The organism is Pseudomonas sp. Au-Pse12 (assembly GCF_021341665.1).
GTDB lineage: Bacteria > Pseudomonadota > Gammaproteobacteria > Pseudomonadales > Pseudomonadaceae > Aquipseudomonas.
Window position 1 is genome coordinate 737,458 of record NZ_JAJTTH010000002.1, and the last position, 18,091, is coordinate 755,548.

Sequence of the window (18,091 nt, forward strand, 5' to 3'; positions counted from 1 at the left end):
GTTCAATCGATTGCAGAGGGTTCCTGATGAACATGCTTCCCCTGAAAGCGGCCATTGGCGCCGCCCTGCTGAGCGCCGCCCTCGGCGCCACAGCCAAACCCTTGGTGGTCTGTACCGAAGCCAGCCCGGAAGGCTTCGATATGGTCCAGTACACGACTGCAGTCACGGCCGACGCAGTGGCGGAAACCATTTTCAACCGACTGGTGGACTTCAAGCCCGGCACCACTGACATCGAACCGGCACTGGCCGAGTCCTGGGACATCAGCCCGGACGGCCTGCAATACACCTTCCACCTGCGCAAGGGCGTCAAGTTCCACAGCACCGACTACTTCACCCCGACCCGCGACATGAACGCCGACGACGTGCTCTGGAGCTTCCAGCGCCAGCTGGACCCGAAGCACCCCTGGCATGACAAGTCCAGCGTGGGCTTCCCCTACTTCGAAAGCATGGGTTTCAAGGAACTGCTCAAAAGCGTCGAGAAAACCGACGAGCACACCGTGGTCTTCACCCTGACCCGCCGTGAAGCGCCATTCCTGGCCGACATCGCCATGGCCTTCTCATCGATCTTCCCGGCGGAGTACGCCGACAAGCTGCTCAAGGAAGGCAAGACGGCCGACCTCAACAGCAAGCCCATCGGCACCGGCCCCTTCATCTTCAACCGCTACGCCAAGGACGCCCAGGTACGCTTCAAGGCCAACCCGGACTACTTCCGCGGCAAGCCACCGGCCGACCCGCTGGTGCTGGCGATCACCATCGACAACAACGTGCGCCTGCAGAAGCTCAAGGCCAACGAGTGCCAGGTTGCCCTGTACCCCAAGCCCGATGACATCCCCAGCATCAAGGCCGACGCCAACCTCAAGGTCGACGAACTGGCGGCCATGACCACCAGCTACATCGCCATGAACACCACCCGCAAATACATGAGCGACGTGCGGGTACGCAAAGCCATCAACATCGCCTTCGACAAGGAAGCCTACGTCAACAGCCTCTACGGCAAAGGCAACGCGCTGATTGGCACCGACCCCTATCCGCCGACCCTGCTGGGCTTCAACAACAGCCTGAAGAATCCGCCCCGGGACCTGGACAAGGCCCGCGCCCTGCTCAAGGACGCCGGGGTGCCGGACGGTACCGTGATCACCCTGTTCACCCGCAACGGCGGCGGCCCGACCAACCCCAACCCCCTGCTCGGTGCGCAGATGATGCAGGCCGACCTGGCCAAGATCGGCCTCAAGCTTGAGATCCGCGTCATGGAATGGGGCGAGATGCTCAAGCGTGCGAAAAACGGCGAACACGATATGGTGTCGGCCGGCTGGGCGGGGGACAACGGTGACCCGGACAACTTCCTGACCCCGAACCTGAGTTGTGACGCGGCGAAAAACGGCGAAAACTACTCCCGCTGGTGCAATAAGGCGTTCCAGGAGCTGATCGACCAGGCCCGCGGAGACACTGAACCTGCCACGCGCGCCGCGCTCTATGAAAAGGCCCTGCTAGTGTTCGAACAGGACCAACCGTGGATCCCCATGGCCTATCCGAAAGTGTTCACCGCCATGCGCAAGAACGTCGAGGGTTATCACCAGAGCCCCCTGACCACCAACAACTTCGCTACCACCCAAGTGAAGTAATAAGAAACGCCCGCCGTCCTTGACCCCAAGGATGGCGGGAACGCCTAACCGGCTGATTGAGGTACTTCAGAAGATGTTTAGTTTTATTGCCCGCCGTGTGGGGTTGCTGATTCCCACATTCTTCGGCATCACCTTGCTGACCTTCGCCTTGATACGCATGATTCCCGGCGACCCCGTGGAAGTCATGATGGGCGAGCGTCGGGTCGACCCTGAGATGCATGCCCAGGCAATGGAACGCCTTGGATTGAACAAACCGCTGTACGCCCAGTACCTGGACTACATCGGCAAGCTGGCCCAGGGCGACCTGGGCGAGTCCCTGCGTACCCGCACCAGCGTGTGGAGCGAATTCACCTCGCTGTTCCCCGCGACCCTGGAGCTGTCCATGGCCGCCCTGCTGTTCGCCGGCGTACTCGGCTTGCTGGCGGGGGTGATCGCCGCCTTGAAGCGAGGGTCGCTGTTCGACCACGGGGTGATGGGCATCTCGCTGGCGGGCTATTCGATGCCGATCTTCTGGTGGGGCCTGATCCTGATCATGTTCTTCTCGGTAAGCCTGGGCTGGACCCCGGTGTCCGGGCGTATCGACCTGCTCTACGACATCGAGCCGAAAACCGGCTTCATGCTCATCGACACCCTGCTGGCCGAAGACACCAGCGCCTTCTTCGATGCCCTGCAACACCTGATCCTGCCAGCCATCGTGCTGGGCACCATTCCGCTGGCGGTGATCGCCCGGATGACCCGCTCCTCGATGCTCGAAGTGCTGCGCGAGGACTACATCCGCACCGCCAAGGCCAAGGGCCTGTCGCCGGCGCGGGTGGTGTTCGTCCACGGCCTGCGTAACGCGCTGATTCCGGTACTGACCGTGGTCGGCCTGCAAGTCGGCACGCTGCTGGCCGGTGCGGTCCTGACCGAAACCATCTTCTCCTGGCCGGGCATCGGCAAGTGGCTGATCGAAGCCATCGGCGCCCGGGACTACCCCGTGGTGCAAAACGGCATCCTGCTGATCGCCTGCCTGGTGATCATGGTCAACTTCGTGGTGGACATCCTCTACGGCTTTGCCAACCCACGCATCCGTCATCAGCGCTGAGATCAAGACTAATGAGCACTCCAACTTCCTCAGTAGCAGTCGATCAAAGCCTGCTCTATCCGTCCGTCTACAAAGAGTTCTGGCAGCACTTCTCCCGCAACAAGGGCGCGGTGGCCGGCTTGCTGTTCATGCTGCTGATCGTGTTCTGCGCACTGTTCGCCCCCTGGGTGGCACCGCACAACCCCAGCGAGCAATACCGTGACTTCCTGCTGACCCCGCCGGCCTGGCTCGAAGGCGGGCAGATGCAGTTCCTGCTGGGCACCGATGAACTGGGCCGCGACCTGCTGTCGCGCCTGATCCAGGGCTCGCGCCTGTCGCTGCTGATCGGCCTGTCGTCGGTGGTGATGTCGCTGATCCCGGGGATTCTCCTGGGGCTGTTCGCCGGGTTCTTCCCGCGCTTGCTGGGCCCGACCATCATGCGCCTGATGGACATCATGCTGGCCCTGCCCTCGCTGCTGCTGGCCGTGGCGATTGTCGCCATCCTCGGCCCAGGCCTGATCAACACCGTGATCGCCATTGCCGTGGTGTCCCTGCCGTCCTACGTGCGCCTGACCCGCGCCGCGGTGATGGGCGAGCTCAACCGCGACTACGTGACCGCTGCGCGCCTGGCCGGTGCCGGCCTGCCGCGCCTGATGTTCATCACCGTGCTGCCCAACTGCATGGCGCCGCTGATCGTCCAGGCCACCTTGAGCTTCTCCTCGGCGATCCTCGACGCCGCCGCCCTGGGCTTCCTCGGCCTGGGCGTGCAACCGCCGACGCCGGAGTGGGGCACCATGCTGGCCTCGGCCCGCGACTACATCGAACGCGCCTGGTGGGTGGTGAGCCTGCCGGGCCTGACCATTTTGCTCAGCGTGCTGGCAATCAACCTGATGGGCGACGGCCTGCGCGATGCGCTGGACCCGAAACTCAAGAACGCCGCCTGAGGAGATTCCCATGTCACTGCTAGAAATCAAGAATCTCAATGTCCGTTTCGGCGACGCCACGGCGGTGCCGGTGGTCGATGGCCTCGACCTCAAGGTCGACAAGGGCGAAGTGCTGGCCATCGTCGGCGAATCCGGCTCCGGCAAATCGGTGACCATGATGGCCCTGATGGGCCTGATCGAGCACCCCGGCATCGTCACCGCCGATGCCTTGAGCTTCGACGGCCGCGACATGCTCAAGCTCAGCGCCCGCCAGCGCCGGCAGATCGTCGGCAAGGACCTGGCCATGGTCTTCCAGGACCCGATGACCGCGCTGAACCCCAGCTACACCGTGGGCTTCCAGATCGAGGAAGTGCTGCGCCTGCACCTGAAGATGTCCAGCAAGGCCGCACGAAAGCGCGCCATCGAACTGCTGGAGAAGGTCGAAATCCCCGGTGCTGCCAGCCGCATGGACGCCTACCCGCACCAACTGTCCGGCGGCATGAGCCAGCGGGTGGCGATTGCCATGGCGATTGCCGGCGAACCCAAGCTGCTGATCGCCGACGAACCCACCACTGCCCTGGACGTGACCATCCAGGCGCAGATCATGGACCTGCTGCTGAACCTGCAAAAGGAGCAGAACATGGGCCTGGTGCTGATCACCCACGACCTCGCCGTGGTGGCCGAAACCGCCCAGCGGGTGTGCGTGATGTACGCCGGCCAGGCGGTTGAAGTCGGCCAGGTGCCGCAGCTGTTTGACATCCCCGCGCACCCCTACAGCGAAGCGCTGCTGGCGGCGATCCCCGAGCACAGCCTCGGCGCCACGCGCCTGTCGACCCTGCCGGGCATCGTCCCCGGGCGCTACGACCGGCCCCAGGGCTGCCTGCTGTCGCCGCGCTGCCCGTACGTGCAAGAGAAGTGCCGTGCGCAGCGCCCCAGCCTTGATCCGCAAGCCGCCAGCCTGGTGCGCTGCTTCTACCCGCTGAATCAGGAGGTGGCGTAATGGCCGTCGTTCTTACCGCCCGCGACCTGACCCGTCACTACGAAGTGTCCCGAGGCCTGTTCAAGGGCCACGCCACCGTACGCGCCCTCAACGGCGTGTCCTTTGAGCTGGAAGCCGGCAAGACCCTGGCCGTGGTCGGCGAGTCCGGCTGCGGCAAGTCCACCCTGGCCCGGGCCCTGACCCTGATCGAGGAGCCGTCCTCCGGCTCGCTGAAGATCGCCGGGCAGGAAGTCGCCGGTGCCGACAAGGCCCAGCGCAAGCAGCTGCGCAAAGACGTGCAGATGGTGTTCCAGAGCCCTTATGCCTCGCTCAACCCGCGGCAGAAAATCGGCGATCAACTGGCCGAACCGCTGCTGATCAACACCAAGCTGTCGGCCGCTGAACGCCGGGAAAAAGTCCAGGCCATGATGAAACAGGTGGGCCTGCGCCCCGAGCATTACCAGCGCTACCCACACATGTTCTCCGGCGGTCAGCGCCAGCGCATCGCCCTGGCCCGGGCGATGATGCTGCAACCCAAGGTGCTGGTGGCGGATGAACCGACCTCGGCCCTGGACGTGTCGATCCAGGCCCAGGTGCTGAACCTGTTCATGGACCTGCAGCAGGAATTCAACACCGCCTACGTATTCATCTCCCACAACCTGGCGGTGGTGCGTCACGTCGCCGACCAGGTGCTGGTGATGTACCTCGGCCGGCCGGTGGAAATGGGCCCCAAGGAGGACATCTACACCCGCCCCCTGCACCCCTACACCCAGGCCCTGCTGTCGGCGACCCCGACCATTCATCCAGACCCGGACAAGCCGAAGATCAAGATCGTCGGCGAACTGCCCAACCCGCTGAACCCGCCACCCGGCTGTGCCTTCCACAAGCGCTGCCCCTACGCCACCGAGCGTTGCAGCACCGAAGAGCCGGCCCTGCGCCAACTCGACAGCCGGCAAGTGGCCTGCCACTACGCCGAGCAATTCGTGCTGTAGCGGCCATGAAAAAGGCGCTCCCGAATGCCTCCGGGAGCGCCTGAACCTTGTTCGACCCGCCCCTGGCGACGGATTGCGCATCAGTCCGTCGCTGGGGGTTTCTTTTAGCCCTGGCTGTCGCCTTCATCGGTGGTCTGATCGTCATCGCCTGAACTGCCGCCCTGGCCTTCATCGCCCGGCTCCGAGTCGGACTTGGCAAGCATCTGCACCGGTGCGCTCTGGCTCGACTGATAGCCCGGCTCTTTCACCTGCATCAGGTTGTGGGCCCAGGCCGCCGAAGTTCCGAGCGACAGCATCACCAGCACTTTGATCAACAGCACAACGCGTTGGAAAATTCTCATAGCCGATTCCATCCCTTCATAGGTGAATCTTCGAAGGCTGCAAGCCCTGCCGTACAGTGACCACAGCACTGTCTGAAACCTAGTCGTGATCTCCCGGCTTTTCCAGATAGCCCCCTATCGATACCCGAGCCGTCCAAGCCCTTCCGACTAACGGCGCTCCCAGGAAGACACCACAACCCGCAGGGGCGGCGACGGGCCATTCCTGCGCGCATAAAAAAGCCCCGCAGTCTGCACAGCGGGGCTTCGGGGCTTGCCGGCGAACTTAGTGGTGTTCGCGGGTGGCGCGGAATTTCACGTCCGGCCAGCGCTCTTCCATCAGCGCCAGGTTGACCCGGGTCGGCGCCAAGTAGGTCAGGTGACCACCGCCGTCCAGGGCCAGGTTTTCCACCGCCTTGTTGGAAAACTCTTCGAGCTTCTTCTTGTCGCTGCACTCGATCCAACGGGCGGACCACACGGTGATCGGCTCATAGGAGCACTCCACCTTGTATTCCTCCTTCAGGCGGCTGGCCACCACATCGAACTGCAGCACACCGACGGCGCCGAGAATGATGTCGTTGCTGCGCTCGGGGAAGAACACCTGGGTCGCACCCTCTTCGGCCAGCTGTTGCAGGCCCTGACGCAACTGCTTGGACTTGAGCGGGTCCTTCAGGCGCACGCGGCGGAACAGTTCCGGGGCAAAGTGCGGGATCCCGGTGAACCCCAGGGCCTCGCCTTCGGTGAAGGTATCGCCGATCTGGATGGTGCCGTGGTTGTGCAGGCCGATGATGTCGCCAGCGTAGGCTTCTTCCAGCTGTTCACGCTCGGAGGAGAAGAAGGTCAGGGCGTCGCCGATGCGCACGTCCTTGCCGGTGCGCACGTGGCGCATCTTCATGCCCTTCTCATACTTGCCCGAGCAGATGCGCATGAAGGCAATACGGTCGCGGTGCTTGGGGTCCATGTTGGCCTGGATCTTGAACACGAAACCGCTGAATTTCTCTTCCTGCGGCGCCACGCTGCGCTCATTGGCTACACGCGGCAGCGGCAGCGGCGCCCAATCCACCACGGCGTCCAGCACGTGGTCGACACCGAAGTTGCCCAGGGCGGTACCGAAGAACACCGGGGTCAGCTGGCCGTCGAGGAACTCCTGCTGGTTGAACTCATGGCAGGCACCCTGCACCAGCTCCAACTGCTCGATGAAGCGCTCGTACTCGTCACCCAGGTGGGCGCGGGCTTCGTCGGAATCGAGCTTCTCGATGATCTTGGTTTCGGTGCGCTCGTGGCCGTGGCCTGGGGTGTAGACGATGATGTAATCGTCCGCCAGGTGGTACACGCCCTTGAAGTCGCGGTAGCAACCGATCGGCCAGGTGATCGGCGCAGCCTTGATCTTCAGCACTGCTTCGATTTCGTCCAGCAGCTCGATCGGGTCGCGAATGTCGCGGTCGAGTTTGTTGATGAAGCTGACGATCGGCGTGTCGCGCAGACGGCAGACGTCCATCAGGGCGATGGTCCGGGGCTCAACGCCCTTACCGCCGTCGAGCACCATCAGCGCCGAGTCCACCGCGGTCAGGGTGCGGTAGGTGTCTTCCGAGAAGTCTTCGTGGCCCGGGGTGTCCAGCAGGTTGATCATGTGTTCGCGGTAGGGGAACTGCATGACCGACGTGGTAATGGAAATACCCCGCTGCTTCTCCATCTCCATCCAGTCGGAAGTGGCATGGCGGTCGGACTTACGCGATTTGACCGTGCCCGCCACCGCAATGGCCTTGCCCATCAGCAAGAGCTTCTCGGTGATGGTGGTCTTACCCGCATCCGGGTGGGAAATAATGGCGAAAGTGCGGCGTTTCGCGACTTCGGCGGCCTGTTGGGTCATGGGAAATCGCCTGGCGGTGATCAAAAAAGGGCGCAGATTATAGCCCAGACAACCGCTCGCGGGCCACAGCTGCCCCCACCGGCCAGGCGACCGACTGGCAAATGAACGGTGGCTAAATGCTGCCAATTATGGAACCTTTTAAAACGTGGAGACGTCCACTCCCCTGTCACGCTCTGTCGTCTGGGGCTGAAATATCAGCAAGTTAGCTTGACGAAGCTGCGCTCATGGCTCGTTCACCCGCCGCTCTGCCGGCACTCGACGAGCTGCTTTTCGCGCGTACTTTCGCGGCAGCCAGGAATGGCCCTGCCACACGGGAAAGTGCCCGCCGACCGAAAAAAGGAGTCCGCCTGTGGCTATTCGCTATGGCAAAGGGCTGATAGGAGGCGCTGCGGTCATCGCCCTCCTGGCCCTGCTGGTCCACTGGATCGGCATTACTACGATCGAACACTACCGCGACGATCTGTTGTTCTACCTGCAAGCTCATCTGTTCCTGGTCCTGGCGTCCATGCTCGCCGCACTGCTAGTCGGCATCCCCGCCGGCATCTTCCTCAGCCGCCCGAGCATGGTCAGACGCGCCGAACGCTTCATGCAAGTGTTCAACATCGGCAACACCGTCCCCCCTCTGGCCGTCCTGGCCATCGCCCTGGGGATTCTCGGCATCGGCAGTGGCCCGGCCATCTTCGCGTTGTTCCTCGCCTCCTTGCTGCCCATCGTGCGCAACACCTATGAAGGCCTGAAAAACGTTCAGGGCTCCCTCAAGGAAGCCGCGGTCGGCATCGGCATGACCCCGCGCCAAGTGCTGTGGAAAGTCGAATTGCCCAACGCCGTGCCGATCATCATCGGTGGCGTGCGAGTGGCCCTGGCGATCAACGTCGGCACCGCGCCCCTGGCCTTCCTGATCGGCGCCAACAGTCTGGGCAGCCTGATTTTCCCCGGCATTGCCCTGAACAATCAGCCGCAACTGCTGCTCGGCGCCGCCTGCACCGCACTGCTGGCCTTGCTCCTCGACGGCCTGGTCACCCTGGCCAGCCGCCTTTGGCTGGAACGCGGCCTGCGCCCGTCCTAAGCCCGCCCGAGACAAGGAACCGACATGAAAAAACTAAGCCTGATACTTGGCTGCGCCCTGCTGTTTGCCGGGCTGGCCCACGCTGCGGAAAAACCGCTGATCCGCATTGGCGCCCGAGTCTTCACCGAACAGACCCTGCTGGCGGAAATCACCTCCCAGTACCTGCGCAGCAAGGGCTATGACACCCGCGTTACTGGTGGCCTGGGCAGCAACCTGGCCCGCAGTGCCCAGGAAAGCGGGCAACTGGACCTGATCTGGGAGTACACCGGGGTGTCGCTGGTGGCCTACAACCACATCGACGAGAAACTCGACAGCCAGCAGTCCTACGCCCGAGTGAAAGAACTCGACGCGAAAAAAGGCCTGGTCTGGTTGGCGCCGTCCAAATTCAGCAACACCTACGCCCTGGCCCTGCCGGAGAGCGTGGCCAAGGAACACCCGCAGATCAACAGCATCAGCGACCTGACCCAGGCCCTGGCCGAAAAGCCCGAGGAGAACCGCCTGGTGGCCCTGGACACCGAGTTCGCCAACCGCTCGGACGGCATGGCCGGCATGGTCAAGCTGTATGACATGAACCTGACCCGTAAAAACACCCGGCAAATGGACGCCGGCCTGGTCTACACCGCCCTGCGCAACGGCCAGGTGTTTGCCGGCCTGGTCTACACCACCGACGGTCGGCTCAACGCCTTCAAGCTCAAGCTGCTGGAGGACGACAAGCACTACTTCCCGGACTACACCGCCGCCCCCGTGGTGCGTCAGGTGTACCTCGACGCCCACCCGCAATTGGCCGCAGACCTCAAGCCGCTGGCGGCGCTGTTCGATGACGAAACCATGCGCCAGCTGAACGCGCGGGTCGACGTCGACCATGAAAGCCCTTCCGCCGTGGCCGCCGATTTCCTGCGCCAGCATCCGATCAACCACTGATAGAGAGGAGAAGACATGGAATTTTTAAACGCCTTTTCCCATCTCGATTGGGCTCAGGTCCTGCACCTGACCTGGCAGCACATCACCCTGGTAGGCATCGCCGTGACCCTGGCCATCGTCTTTGGCGTACCGCTGGGCATCCTGATGACCCGCTTCCCGACCCTGGCCGGCCCGCTGCAGGCCAGCGCCACGGTGTTGCTGACCATCCCCTCCATCGCCCTGTTCGGCCTGCTGCTGCCGTTCTACTCCAGGTTCGGCCAGGGCCTGGGCCCGCTGCCGGCCATCACTGCGGTGTTCCTTTATTCCCTGCTGCCGATCATGCGCAACACCTACCTGGCGCTGACCGGCGTCGAGCCGGGCATCCGCGAAGCGGCCCGCGGCATCGGCATGACCTTCGGCCAGCGCCTGCGCATGGTCGAGTTGCCGATCGCGGTGCCGGTGATCCTCGCCGGGGTGCGCACCGCCGTGGTGATGAACATCGGCGTCATGACCATCGCCGCCACCATCGGCGCCGGGGGCCTGGGCGTACTCATTCTTGCTTCCATCAGCCGCAGCGACATGTCGATGCTGATCGTCGGCGCGGTGCTGGTCAGTCTCCTGGCCATCTTCGCCGACCTGCTTCTGCAATGGCTGCAACGCTCGCTGACTCCAAAAGGACTGCTCAAATGATCGAACTTCAAAACCTGACCAAGACCTTCCAAAGCAACGGCAAGACCATCACCGCCGTTGACTCCGTAAGCCTGACCGTCAATGAAGGCGAGATCTGCGTGTTCCTCGGGCCGTCCGGCTGCGGCAAAAGCACCACCCTGAAAATGATCAACCGCCTGATCAGACCCACCTCGGGCAAGATCCTGATCAACGGTGAAGACACCACCGGCCTCGACGAAGTGACCCTGCGCCGCAACATCGGCTACGTGATCCAGCAAATCGGCCTGTTCCCCAACATGACCATCGAGGAAAACATCGTGGTGGTCCCCAAGCTGCTGGGCTGGGACAAGCAGCAATGCCACGACCGCGCCCGCGAGCTGATGAGCATGATCAAGCTCGAACCCAAGCAGTACCTGCACCGCTACCCGCGGGAGCTGTCCGGCGGCCAGCAGCAGCGTATCGGGGTCATCCGCGCCCTGGCGGCGGACGCCCCGCTGCTGCTGATGGACGAACCGTTCGGCGCGGTGGACCCGATCAACCGCGAGATGATCCAGAACGAATTCTTCGAGATGCAACGGGCACTGAACAAGACCGTGATCATGGTCAGCCACGACATCGACGAAGCCATCAAGCTGGGGGACAAGATCGCCATCTTCCGCGCCGGCAAGCTGTTGCAGATCGACCACCCGGACACCCTGCTGGCGCACCCGGCGGACGACTTCGTCAGCAACTTCGTCGGCCAGGACAGCACCCTCAAGCGCCTGTTGCTGGTCAAAGCCGAAGACGCGGCGGACAACGCACCGTCGGTGAGCCCGGAAACCCCAGTGGCCGAAGCCCTGGAACTGATGGACGAGCACGACCGGCGCTACGTGGTGGTGACCTGCGCCGAGAACAAGGCCCTGGGCTATGTACGCCGCCGCGACCTGCACCGTCAGACCGGCACCTGCGCCCAGTTCCTGCGCGAATTCAACGCCACCGCCGCCTACGACGAACACCTGCGGATTCTTCTGTCGCGCATGTACGAGTTCAACCGTTCGTGGCTGCCGGTGCTGGATGCCGAACGGGTGTTCCTGGGTGAGGTGACCCAGGAATCCATTGCTGCCTACCTGAGCTCGGGGCGTTCGCGGGGGATGAAGACCAATATCGTTTCGCCGGCTGAAGCGGTGGTTGCCTGATCAATAAATAGCCAACAACGAACCTGTGGCGAGGGCGCTTGCTCCCGCTGGGCCGCGAAGCGGCCCCTCTTGGCAAAAAAGAGTGGAACTGCTGCGCAGTCCGCGGGAGCAAGCTCCCTCGCCACAAGGTTTTTTGCTCGCCAACGCGCCGGAAAAAAATATCAACAGCCACCCCCTTGAACGCTGTCCGGCGACACCTTCCGAAACAGCCAAAATCCCCCTCACACCCGCCTCTCGCCGCTAACGTCGCCGATGTTGACGATTTCACACTTACCAGCCACTTGGCGCGCAAAAGCGTCGAACGTGCAGGTATTTTTAACACTGGCGATTTCTTCGGGAACATCTGCCCGTCATCTGTGTCGGCTACAAAGAGAGGTGTCGTTAACGCACGTCAGACAAGTGCAAAAACGCGACATTTTTTGTTGATCTCAGGCCCCTCACCGCCTAAAGTTCGCGCCGAACGTCCATGCTGGAAACGATCCATCCGGCTCAAGTACTGACGACGAGACAGCAAGGCCAAGGGCAGATTTCCCATGGCCTTTTTGCTTTCGGCGACATGCCTTGGGAAGTAGGCGAACCAAAGTGGGGATACGGAGGACGTTCATTTGCACCCATTGATTTCTAACGTTTGCCAGTAGGAGCTCCCAACGCATGTCGATTAACGTCGAAGACTATTTTGCGCGCGAAACCTTTCAAAAAATGAAGGCGTTCGCCGACAAGCAAGAAACCCCATTCGTGGTCATCGATACCCAGATGATCGCCCAGGCCTACGACGACCTGCGCGCCGGTTTCGAATTCGCCAAGGTCTACTACGCGGTCAAGGCCAACCCGGCCGTCGAGATCATCGACCTGCTGCACGAAAAAGGCTCCAGCTTCGACATCGCCTCGATCTACGAGCTGGACAAAGTGCTGGGCCGCGGCGTCAACCCGGCCAACATCAGCTACGGCAACACCATCAAGAAGTCCAAGGACATCCGCTACTTCTATGAGAAGGGCGTGCGCCTGTATGCCACCGACTCCGAAGCCGACCTGCGCAACATCGCCAAGGCCGCCCCGGGCTCGAAAGTCTACGTGCGCATCCTCACCGAAGGCTCCACCACTGCCGACTGGCCGCTGTCGCGCAAGTTCGGCTGCCAGACCGACATGGCCATGGACCTGCTGATCCTCGCCCGCGACCTGGGCCTGGTGCCTTATGGCGTGTCCTTCCACGTAGGCTCGCAACAGCGCGACATCAGCGTCTGGGACGCAGCGATCGCCAAGGTCAAAGTGATCTTCGAACGCCTGAAGGAAGAAGACGGCATCGAACTCAAGCTGATCAACATGGGTGGCGGCTTCCCGGCCAACTACATCACCCGCACCAACAGCCTGGAAACCTACGCCGAGGAAATCATCCGCTTCCTCAAGGAAGACTTCGGTGACGACCTGCCGGAAATCATCCTGGAGCCGGGCCGTTCGTTGATCGCCAACGCCGGCATCCTGGTCAGCGAAGTGGTGCTGGTGGCGCGCAAATCCCGCACCGCCGTCGAGCGCTGGGTCTACACCGACGTGGGCAAATTCTCCGGCCTGATCGAAACCATGGACGAGTCGATCAAGTTCCCGATCTGGACCGAGAAGAAAGGTGAAGTCGAAGAAGTAGTGATCGCCGGCCCGACCTGCGACAGCGCCGACATCATGTACGAAAACTACAAATATGGCCTGCCGCTGAACCTGGCCATCGGTGACCGCCTGTACTGGCTGTCCACCGGCGCCTACACCACCAGCTACAGCGCGGTGGAATTCAACGGCTTCCCGCCGCTGAAGGCCTTCTACCTGTAAGGGCAGTGGCTAGCTGTTAGCGACAAGCTGCAAGAAAAAGCCCATGACCGGTCATGGGCTTTTTTATGCGTGCGATTCAGTGGCTCAACGATCTTCCCGGACATGCCAAATACGCAGGATGGACAAGGCCATGCCTTGAATCTCATAACGCACCTCGTAATGCCCCACCAGCAACCGTCGAACATCCCTCGGCTTGAATTCCTCCAACTGCTCTCCCAATCGAGGGTTAGATAGAAGCGCATCTGGAGCCCGCACGAGGGATTGCACGGTCCGAGCAGCAGCCGAGCGATTAACCTGGGCGAGAAATTCAAACAGCCGAGCCAGATCGGATAGCGCCTTGCTCGTCCATTTCAACTGTCTCATTTTGGTAAAGGCAGAGGGTTGTCGCCAGACAGACTCTCTGCCCAAGCCAGCACTGACTGATGATCGACAACCCTTCCAGCATCGACATCTGCCAAGGCCTCAAGCGTCAGTCGGCGGCGCTCTTCTTCCTGGTCAACCCAGGCCACCAATGCTTGCTTCACGATCCAGGCACGGGAGCGCTCCAGGCGAGAAGCCAGTTGATCGACCTTATCCGCCAGATCCAAGGGAATGTGGGCGGTCAGTACTTTTGTCGCGGGCATGAGGTAGACCTGCATCAGAATGATTAAAAGCGATTAGCTTTGAATCATAGTGATTTAAGCCAACACAGCAAGCCGCGCTACGTCCCGTTCATCACCCAATTGCGCGGCGCGCTGATGATAAGCCTGGGCCAATTCGCGAATCTCGGGATGCGTGGCATTGAGCAACGCGGCGCAAGCCACTCGCAGGAAATTCAGATTGCCGCCGGCCAGGGCCTGTTGCAGCCAATCTACGGCTTCGTCGATACGACCGGCATCGGCCAGCACCGCCGCATAGCTGAACTGTCCGCGAAAATCTCCACCCTCGGCCGAGCGCCGGTACCAGTCCCGGGCCGCCTCGGGGTCGGCCGGACACACCAGCCCTTCCTCCAGGTAACGCCCCAGCAGGTTCATCGATTTGGCATGGCCAAGGTCCGCCGCGCGGCGGTAGCAGGACAGGGCCGTGGCATGGTTCTGCGCCACGCCACGGCCGGTGGCCAGCAGGTTGGCGTAGTTGTACAGGCCCCAATCCAGCCCCGCTTCGGCGGCCTGGCGATAGTGCCCGGCAGCGCGGGCGGCATCCGCCGGGCAACCCCAGCCGTGCTCATGGCAGCGCCCGAGCATGTTGCGGGCCATCAGGTGACCGCCTTGGGCGGCGATGTCGAACCAGCGCAAGGCCAGGGCCTGGTCCTGCTGGATGCCGTGGCCGTCGAGCAGAATCTGCCCCAGCAGCGCCTGGGCCTCCACCAGCCCCTCGCGGGCCGCCACCAGGATCGCCTGGGCCGCGCGGGCCGGGCTCTGCTGGAGCATGGCGCTCAGTTGCGCGCCGTCGAGGACTTCCTCGCGACGAAGTTGAAAAGTCACCGCTTACACCTCGACCCAGCGCCGCAGCAGGTTGTGATAAGTGCCGGTCAGGCGGATCAGCGAAGGATGCTCGGGCACATCCCGGGTCAGTTCCTGGATCGCCCCGTCCATTTCGAACAGCAAGGCGCGCTGGCTGTCTTCGCGCACCAGGCTCTGGGTCCAGAAGAACGAGGCGTAGCGGGCCCCGCGGGTCACCGGGTTGACCTTGTGCAGGCTGGTGCCGGGGTACAGCACCATGTCCCCCGCCGGCAGCTTGACCCGCTGCAGGCCATAGGTGTCCTGGATCTCCAGCTCGCCGCCGTCATAGTCCTCGGGGTCGCTGAAGAACAGGGTCGAGGACAGGTCGGTGCGCACCCGCTCCGGGCTGCCCTTGGGCTGGCGCACAGCGTTGTCGATGTGGAAGTCGAAACTGCCGCCGGCGGTGTAGCAGTTGATCAGCGGCGGGAACACCTTGTGCGGCAAGGCGGCGGACATGAACAGCGGGTTCTGCCACAGACGATCGAGCATCGCCGCGCCGATCTCCTGGGCCAGCGGATGCCCTTCGGGCAACTGCAGGTTGTGCTTGGCCTTGGCCGACTGGTAACCGGCGGTGATCTTGCCATCCGCCCAGTCCGCCTGCTCCAGGGCTTCACGAATGCGCCCCACTTCATCACGGGTGAACACGCCGGGGATGTGCAGCAACATGGTCAGGTACCTGAGCAGCGAAAGACCGTCAATGATATTGATTCTTATTGCCTGTGTAAAACCCGGTGACGAATGAGAACGCAAAAACCGTAAGGATAAATTGTAAAGATTGTAAATTCAGTGCGAATAGTAATGTTTCGCAATTGATAACAATTGTTTCTTTCCCCTATATTCCGCGGCCTCAAATCCTTGGGGAGGGGAACAACCATGCCACGCCAACAACCACCATCCGCTGTCAGTTCACCACGCCTGCTGGCGTCTGCAATTGGCGTGGCGCTCAGCGCCGGCTCTGCGGGCCATATGGTCCAGGCCGCCGAAGACACTCAGCAAAAGACGGCGGGCAAGGCCATTGCCCTGGATGCCACCAGCATTACCGGTGAGGCCCAGGACAACACCTCCTACCAGGTCGAAAAAGCGTCCTCGCAGAAATACACCGCTCCGCTGGTGGATACACCGCGTTCGGTCACCGTGGTTCCTCAGCAAGTCCTCAAGGACACCGCTGCCACCTCCCTACAAGATGCGCTGCGCACAGTACCCGGCATCACCTTTGGTGCGGGTGAAGGTGGCAACCCTCAAGGTGACCGTCCGTTCATTCGTGGTTTCGACGCCCAGGGCGACACTTATCTGGACGGTGTACGTGACACCGGTGGCCAGAGCCGCGAGATCTTCGACATCGAAACCATTGAAGTGAGCAAAGGCCCGAACTCCGCCTTCGGTGGACGTGGCTCGGCGGGCGGCAGCCTGAACCTGACCAGCAAGATGCCCAAGCAGCAAGACTTCCTCAACGGTGGATTCACCTACGGTTCCGACCAGACCCGACGCTACACCCTGGACGTCAACCGGCAGTTCCTCGAGGGTGCCGCGTTCCGTCTGAACCTGATGAGCCACGAACAGAATGTGGCGGGGCGTGACGCCGTCAACTACGACCGCTGGGGCGTGGCACCGTCGCTGACCTTCGGCCTGGGCACCCCGACCCGGGTCAACGTCAGCTACTACCACATGGAAAGCGACGACCTGCCGGATTCGGGCATTCCCTATGGCTACGGCTCAAAAGCCCCCAAGGCCGCGCATGTCCATGACAAACCCACCGATGGCGGTGATAGCAGCAACTTCTACGGTCTGAAGGACCGTGACTTCCGCAAGACCCGTGCGGACATCAGCACCTTCTCCATCGAACACGACCTGAATGACAACATGACGCTGAAAAACACCCTGCGTCATGGCAGTACCGGCCAGGACTACATCCTCACCCAGCCGGACGACAGCCAACACAACGTCAGCCAGTTCGGCACCGTATGGCGCCGGGCCAACTCGCGAGTGTCCACCACCGAGACCACCACCAACCAGACCGACCTGTTTGGCGAGTTCCACGCGCTGGGTTTCAAGCACAACTACTCCACCGGGCTTGAGTTCACCGGAGAAGAAACCCGGGTCAGCAGCTACAACATCGCAGGCAACTCCGCCCAGGTATGCAATCCGGGCAACACGCCCAGCTGCACCTCGCTGGGCAATCCGAACCCCAACGACCCTTGGACCGGCAGCATCACTCGCAACTACAACGGCACCAACACCAAGGCCACCAGCCGCGCCGCGTACGTCTTCGACACCATCGAGCTGGACCCGCAATGGCTGTTGAACGTTGGCCTGCGCTACGACACCTTCGACACCGTGGCCAACACCAACGCCGTCCCTACGCCCACGGTCAAGGCCAGGAGCAAGCTCAAAGACGACAGCCAGTTCTGGAACTGGCAGGCCGGCCTGGTCTGGAAGCCAATGGAAAATGGCAGCGTCTACGCCTCCTACGCGACCTCGGCCACCCCGGCCGGCGCCCTGGTGGGTGAAGGCGCAGAAGGCAACCCCCTGGCCGCAGGCGCCAGCACCAGCGACCTGCAACCTGAAGAGACGGTCAACTACGAACTGGGCACCAAGTGGAACGTGCTCAACGACCGCCTGTCCCTCACCGCTGCGGTATTTCGCACCGAGAAGAAAAACACCCGGGTCCTGGTCGACGCCCTGACCTACCAGAACGCCGGCGAGTCCCGTGTCGATGGCCTGGAGTTGGGCGCCAGCGGCAAGATCACCGACAAATGGCAAGTCTTCGCCGGCTATAGCTACCTCAAGAGCGAACTGGTGGAGGCAGGCCTGACCGGTCGTAACGGCGTGATCACCGCCGGTGCAGCCTCGGCCAAAGGCAATGAAATGCCCAACACGCCGAAGAACAGTTTCAGCCTGTGGAGCACCTACGCCATCACCCCGAAATTCACCGTTGGTGGCGGTGCGTTCTATGTCGACCAAGTCTACGGCGACACCGGCAACACCGTGTACGTGCCGTCCTACACCCGCTACGACGCCATGGCCAGCTACAAGCTGACCAAGAACGTCGACCTGCAGTTGAACGTGCAGAACCTGACCGACAAGACCTACTACGACAAGGCCTACTCGGCGCACTTCGCCAACCAGGCCGCCGGCCGTACCGCCCTGATGAGCGCCAACTTCCACTTCTGATCCACCGCACCACCTTCCTGTGGCCCCGGCCACAGGCAGCCAAGCCCC

17 protein-coding genes are annotated in these 18,091 nt (G+C 62.3%); 11 read left to right on the plus strand and 6 right to left on the minus strand.

The window, feature by feature from the left end; all coding sequences use genetic code 11:
* Positions 1–26 precede the first annotated feature (26 nt).
* From LXM55_RS08015 to LXM55_RS08035, 5 genes are all read left to right on the plus strand, one after another.
* Complete coding sequence (locus LXM55_RS08015) at positions 27–1,622, plus strand: ABC transporter substrate-binding protein (RefSeq protein WP_233319886.1); 1,596 nt, start codon at positions 27–29, stop codon at positions 1,620–1,622.
* 73 nt (positions 1,623–1,695) lie between these two features.
* A complete protein-coding gene (locus LXM55_RS08020) occupies positions 1,696–2,706 on the plus strand; it encodes an ABC transporter permease subunit (protein ID WP_233319887.1) in 1,011 nt (336 codons plus the stop codon).
* Positions 2,707–2,717: 11 nt separating this feature from the next.
* On the plus strand, positions 2,718–3,629 hold the full coding sequence (locus LXM55_RS08025) for an ABC transporter permease subunit (RefSeq protein WP_011059232.1): 912 nt from the start codon (positions 2,718–2,720) through the stop codon (positions 3,627–3,629).
* 10 nt (positions 3,630–3,639) lie between these two features.
* Positions 3,640–4,608 carry an ABC transporter ATP-binding protein gene (locus tag LXM55_RS08030; protein WP_233319888.1) on the plus strand — a complete coding sequence of 323 codons (969 nt, stop codon included), beginning with the start codon at positions 3,640–3,642 and terminating at the stop codon, positions 4,606–4,608.
* On the plus strand, positions 4,608–5,579 hold the full coding sequence (locus LXM55_RS08035; protein ID WP_011059230.1) for a peptide ABC transporter ATP-binding protein: 972 nt from the start codon (positions 4,608–4,610) through the stop codon (positions 5,577–5,579). Before LXM55_RS08030 ends, LXM55_RS08035 begins: the two co-directional genes overlap by 1 nt.
* 104 nt (positions 5,580–5,683) lie before the next feature.
* Here the strand turns inward: LXM55_RS08035 and LXM55_RS08040 are convergent, their stop codons facing one another.
* Complete coding sequence (locus LXM55_RS08040; protein WP_233319889.1) at positions 5,684–5,920, minus strand: hypothetical protein; 237 nt, start codon at positions 5,918–5,920, stop codon at positions 5,684–5,686.
* Between the two features lie 262 nt (positions 5,921–6,182).
* Positions 6,183–7,766: a peptide chain release factor 3 gene (locus tag LXM55_RS08045; RefSeq protein ID WP_233319890.1), complete on the minus strand. Its 1,584-nt coding sequence runs from the start codon at positions 7,764–7,766 to the stop codon at positions 6,183–6,185.
* Between the two features lie 349 nt (positions 7,767–8,115).
* Between LXM55_RS08045 and LXM55_RS08050 the strand changes: the two genes are divergently transcribed.
* The 5 genes from LXM55_RS08050 to LXM55_RS08070 all read left to right on the plus strand — a co-directional run bounded on the left by LXM55_RS08050 (position 8,116) and on the right by LXM55_RS08070 (position 13,391).
* Positions 8,116–8,832 carry an ABC transporter permease gene (locus LXM55_RS08050; protein ID WP_233319891.1) on the plus strand — a complete coding sequence of 239 codons (717 nt, stop codon included), beginning with the start codon at positions 8,116–8,118 and terminating at the stop codon, positions 8,830–8,832.
* 24 nt (positions 8,833–8,856) lie between these two features.
* A complete protein-coding gene (locus tag LXM55_RS08055; RefSeq protein ID WP_233319892.1) occupies positions 8,857–9,753 on the plus strand; it encodes a glycine betaine ABC transporter substrate-binding protein in 897 nt (298 codons plus the stop codon).
* Positions 9,754–9,768: 15 nt separating this feature from the next.
* Positions 9,769–10,422 (plus strand): ABC transporter permease, encoded by a 654-nt coding sequence (locus LXM55_RS08060; RefSeq protein WP_233319893.1) that lies wholly within the window; start codon positions 9,769–9,771, stop codon positions 10,420–10,422.
* The gene (locus tag LXM55_RS08065; protein ID WP_233319894.1) at positions 10,419–11,576 is read left to right on the plus strand and encodes an osmoprotectant ABC transporter ATP-binding protein OsmV; all 1,158 of its coding nucleotides are present in this window, start codon (positions 10,419–10,421) and stop codon (positions 11,574–11,576) included. Before LXM55_RS08060 ends, LXM55_RS08065 begins: the two co-directional genes overlap by 4 nt.
* A 651-nt stretch (positions 11,577–12,227) precedes the next feature.
* Positions 12,228–13,391 (plus strand): type III PLP-dependent enzyme, encoded by a 1,164-nt coding sequence (locus LXM55_RS08070; protein WP_233319895.1) that lies wholly within the window; start codon positions 12,228–12,230, stop codon positions 13,389–13,391.
* Positions 13,392–13,475: 84 nt separating this feature from the next.
* Here the strand turns inward: LXM55_RS08070 and LXM55_RS08075 are convergent, their stop codons facing one another.
* The 4 genes from LXM55_RS08075 to LXM55_RS08090 are packed head-to-tail and all read right to left on the minus strand — an operon-like array spanning position 13,476 to position 15,538.
* On the minus strand, positions 13,476–13,754 hold the full coding sequence (locus LXM55_RS08075; RefSeq protein ID WP_060845068.1) for a type II toxin-antitoxin system RelE/ParE family toxin: 279 nt from the start codon (positions 13,752–13,754) through the stop codon (positions 13,476–13,478).
* Positions 13,751–14,014, minus strand: coding sequence for a CopG family ribbon-helix-helix protein (locus LXM55_RS08080; protein WP_083236103.1), 264 nt, complete (start codon positions 14,012–14,014; stop codon positions 13,751–13,753). The genes LXM55_RS08075 and LXM55_RS08080 overlap by 4 nt, the downstream gene beginning before the upstream one ends.
* A gap of 54 nt (positions 14,015–14,068) precedes the next feature.
* Positions 14,069–14,854 (minus strand): tetratricopeptide repeat protein, encoded by a 786-nt coding sequence (locus LXM55_RS08085; RefSeq protein ID WP_233319896.1) that lies wholly within the window; start codon positions 14,852–14,854, stop codon positions 14,069–14,071.
* Positions 14,855–14,857: 3 nt separating this feature from the next.
* Complete coding sequence (locus LXM55_RS08090; RefSeq protein WP_102861107.1) at positions 14,858–15,538, minus strand: Fe2+-dependent dioxygenase; 681 nt, start codon at positions 15,536–15,538, stop codon at positions 14,858–14,860.
* Positions 15,539–15,745: 207 nt separating this feature from the next.
* Between LXM55_RS08090 and LXM55_RS08095 the strand changes: the two genes are divergently transcribed.
* On the plus strand, positions 15,746–18,043 hold the full coding sequence (locus LXM55_RS08095; protein ID WP_233319897.1) for a TonB-dependent receptor: 2,298 nt from the start codon (positions 15,746–15,748) through the stop codon (positions 18,041–18,043).
* The last annotated feature ends 48 nt before the right edge of the window (positions 18,044–18,091 follow it).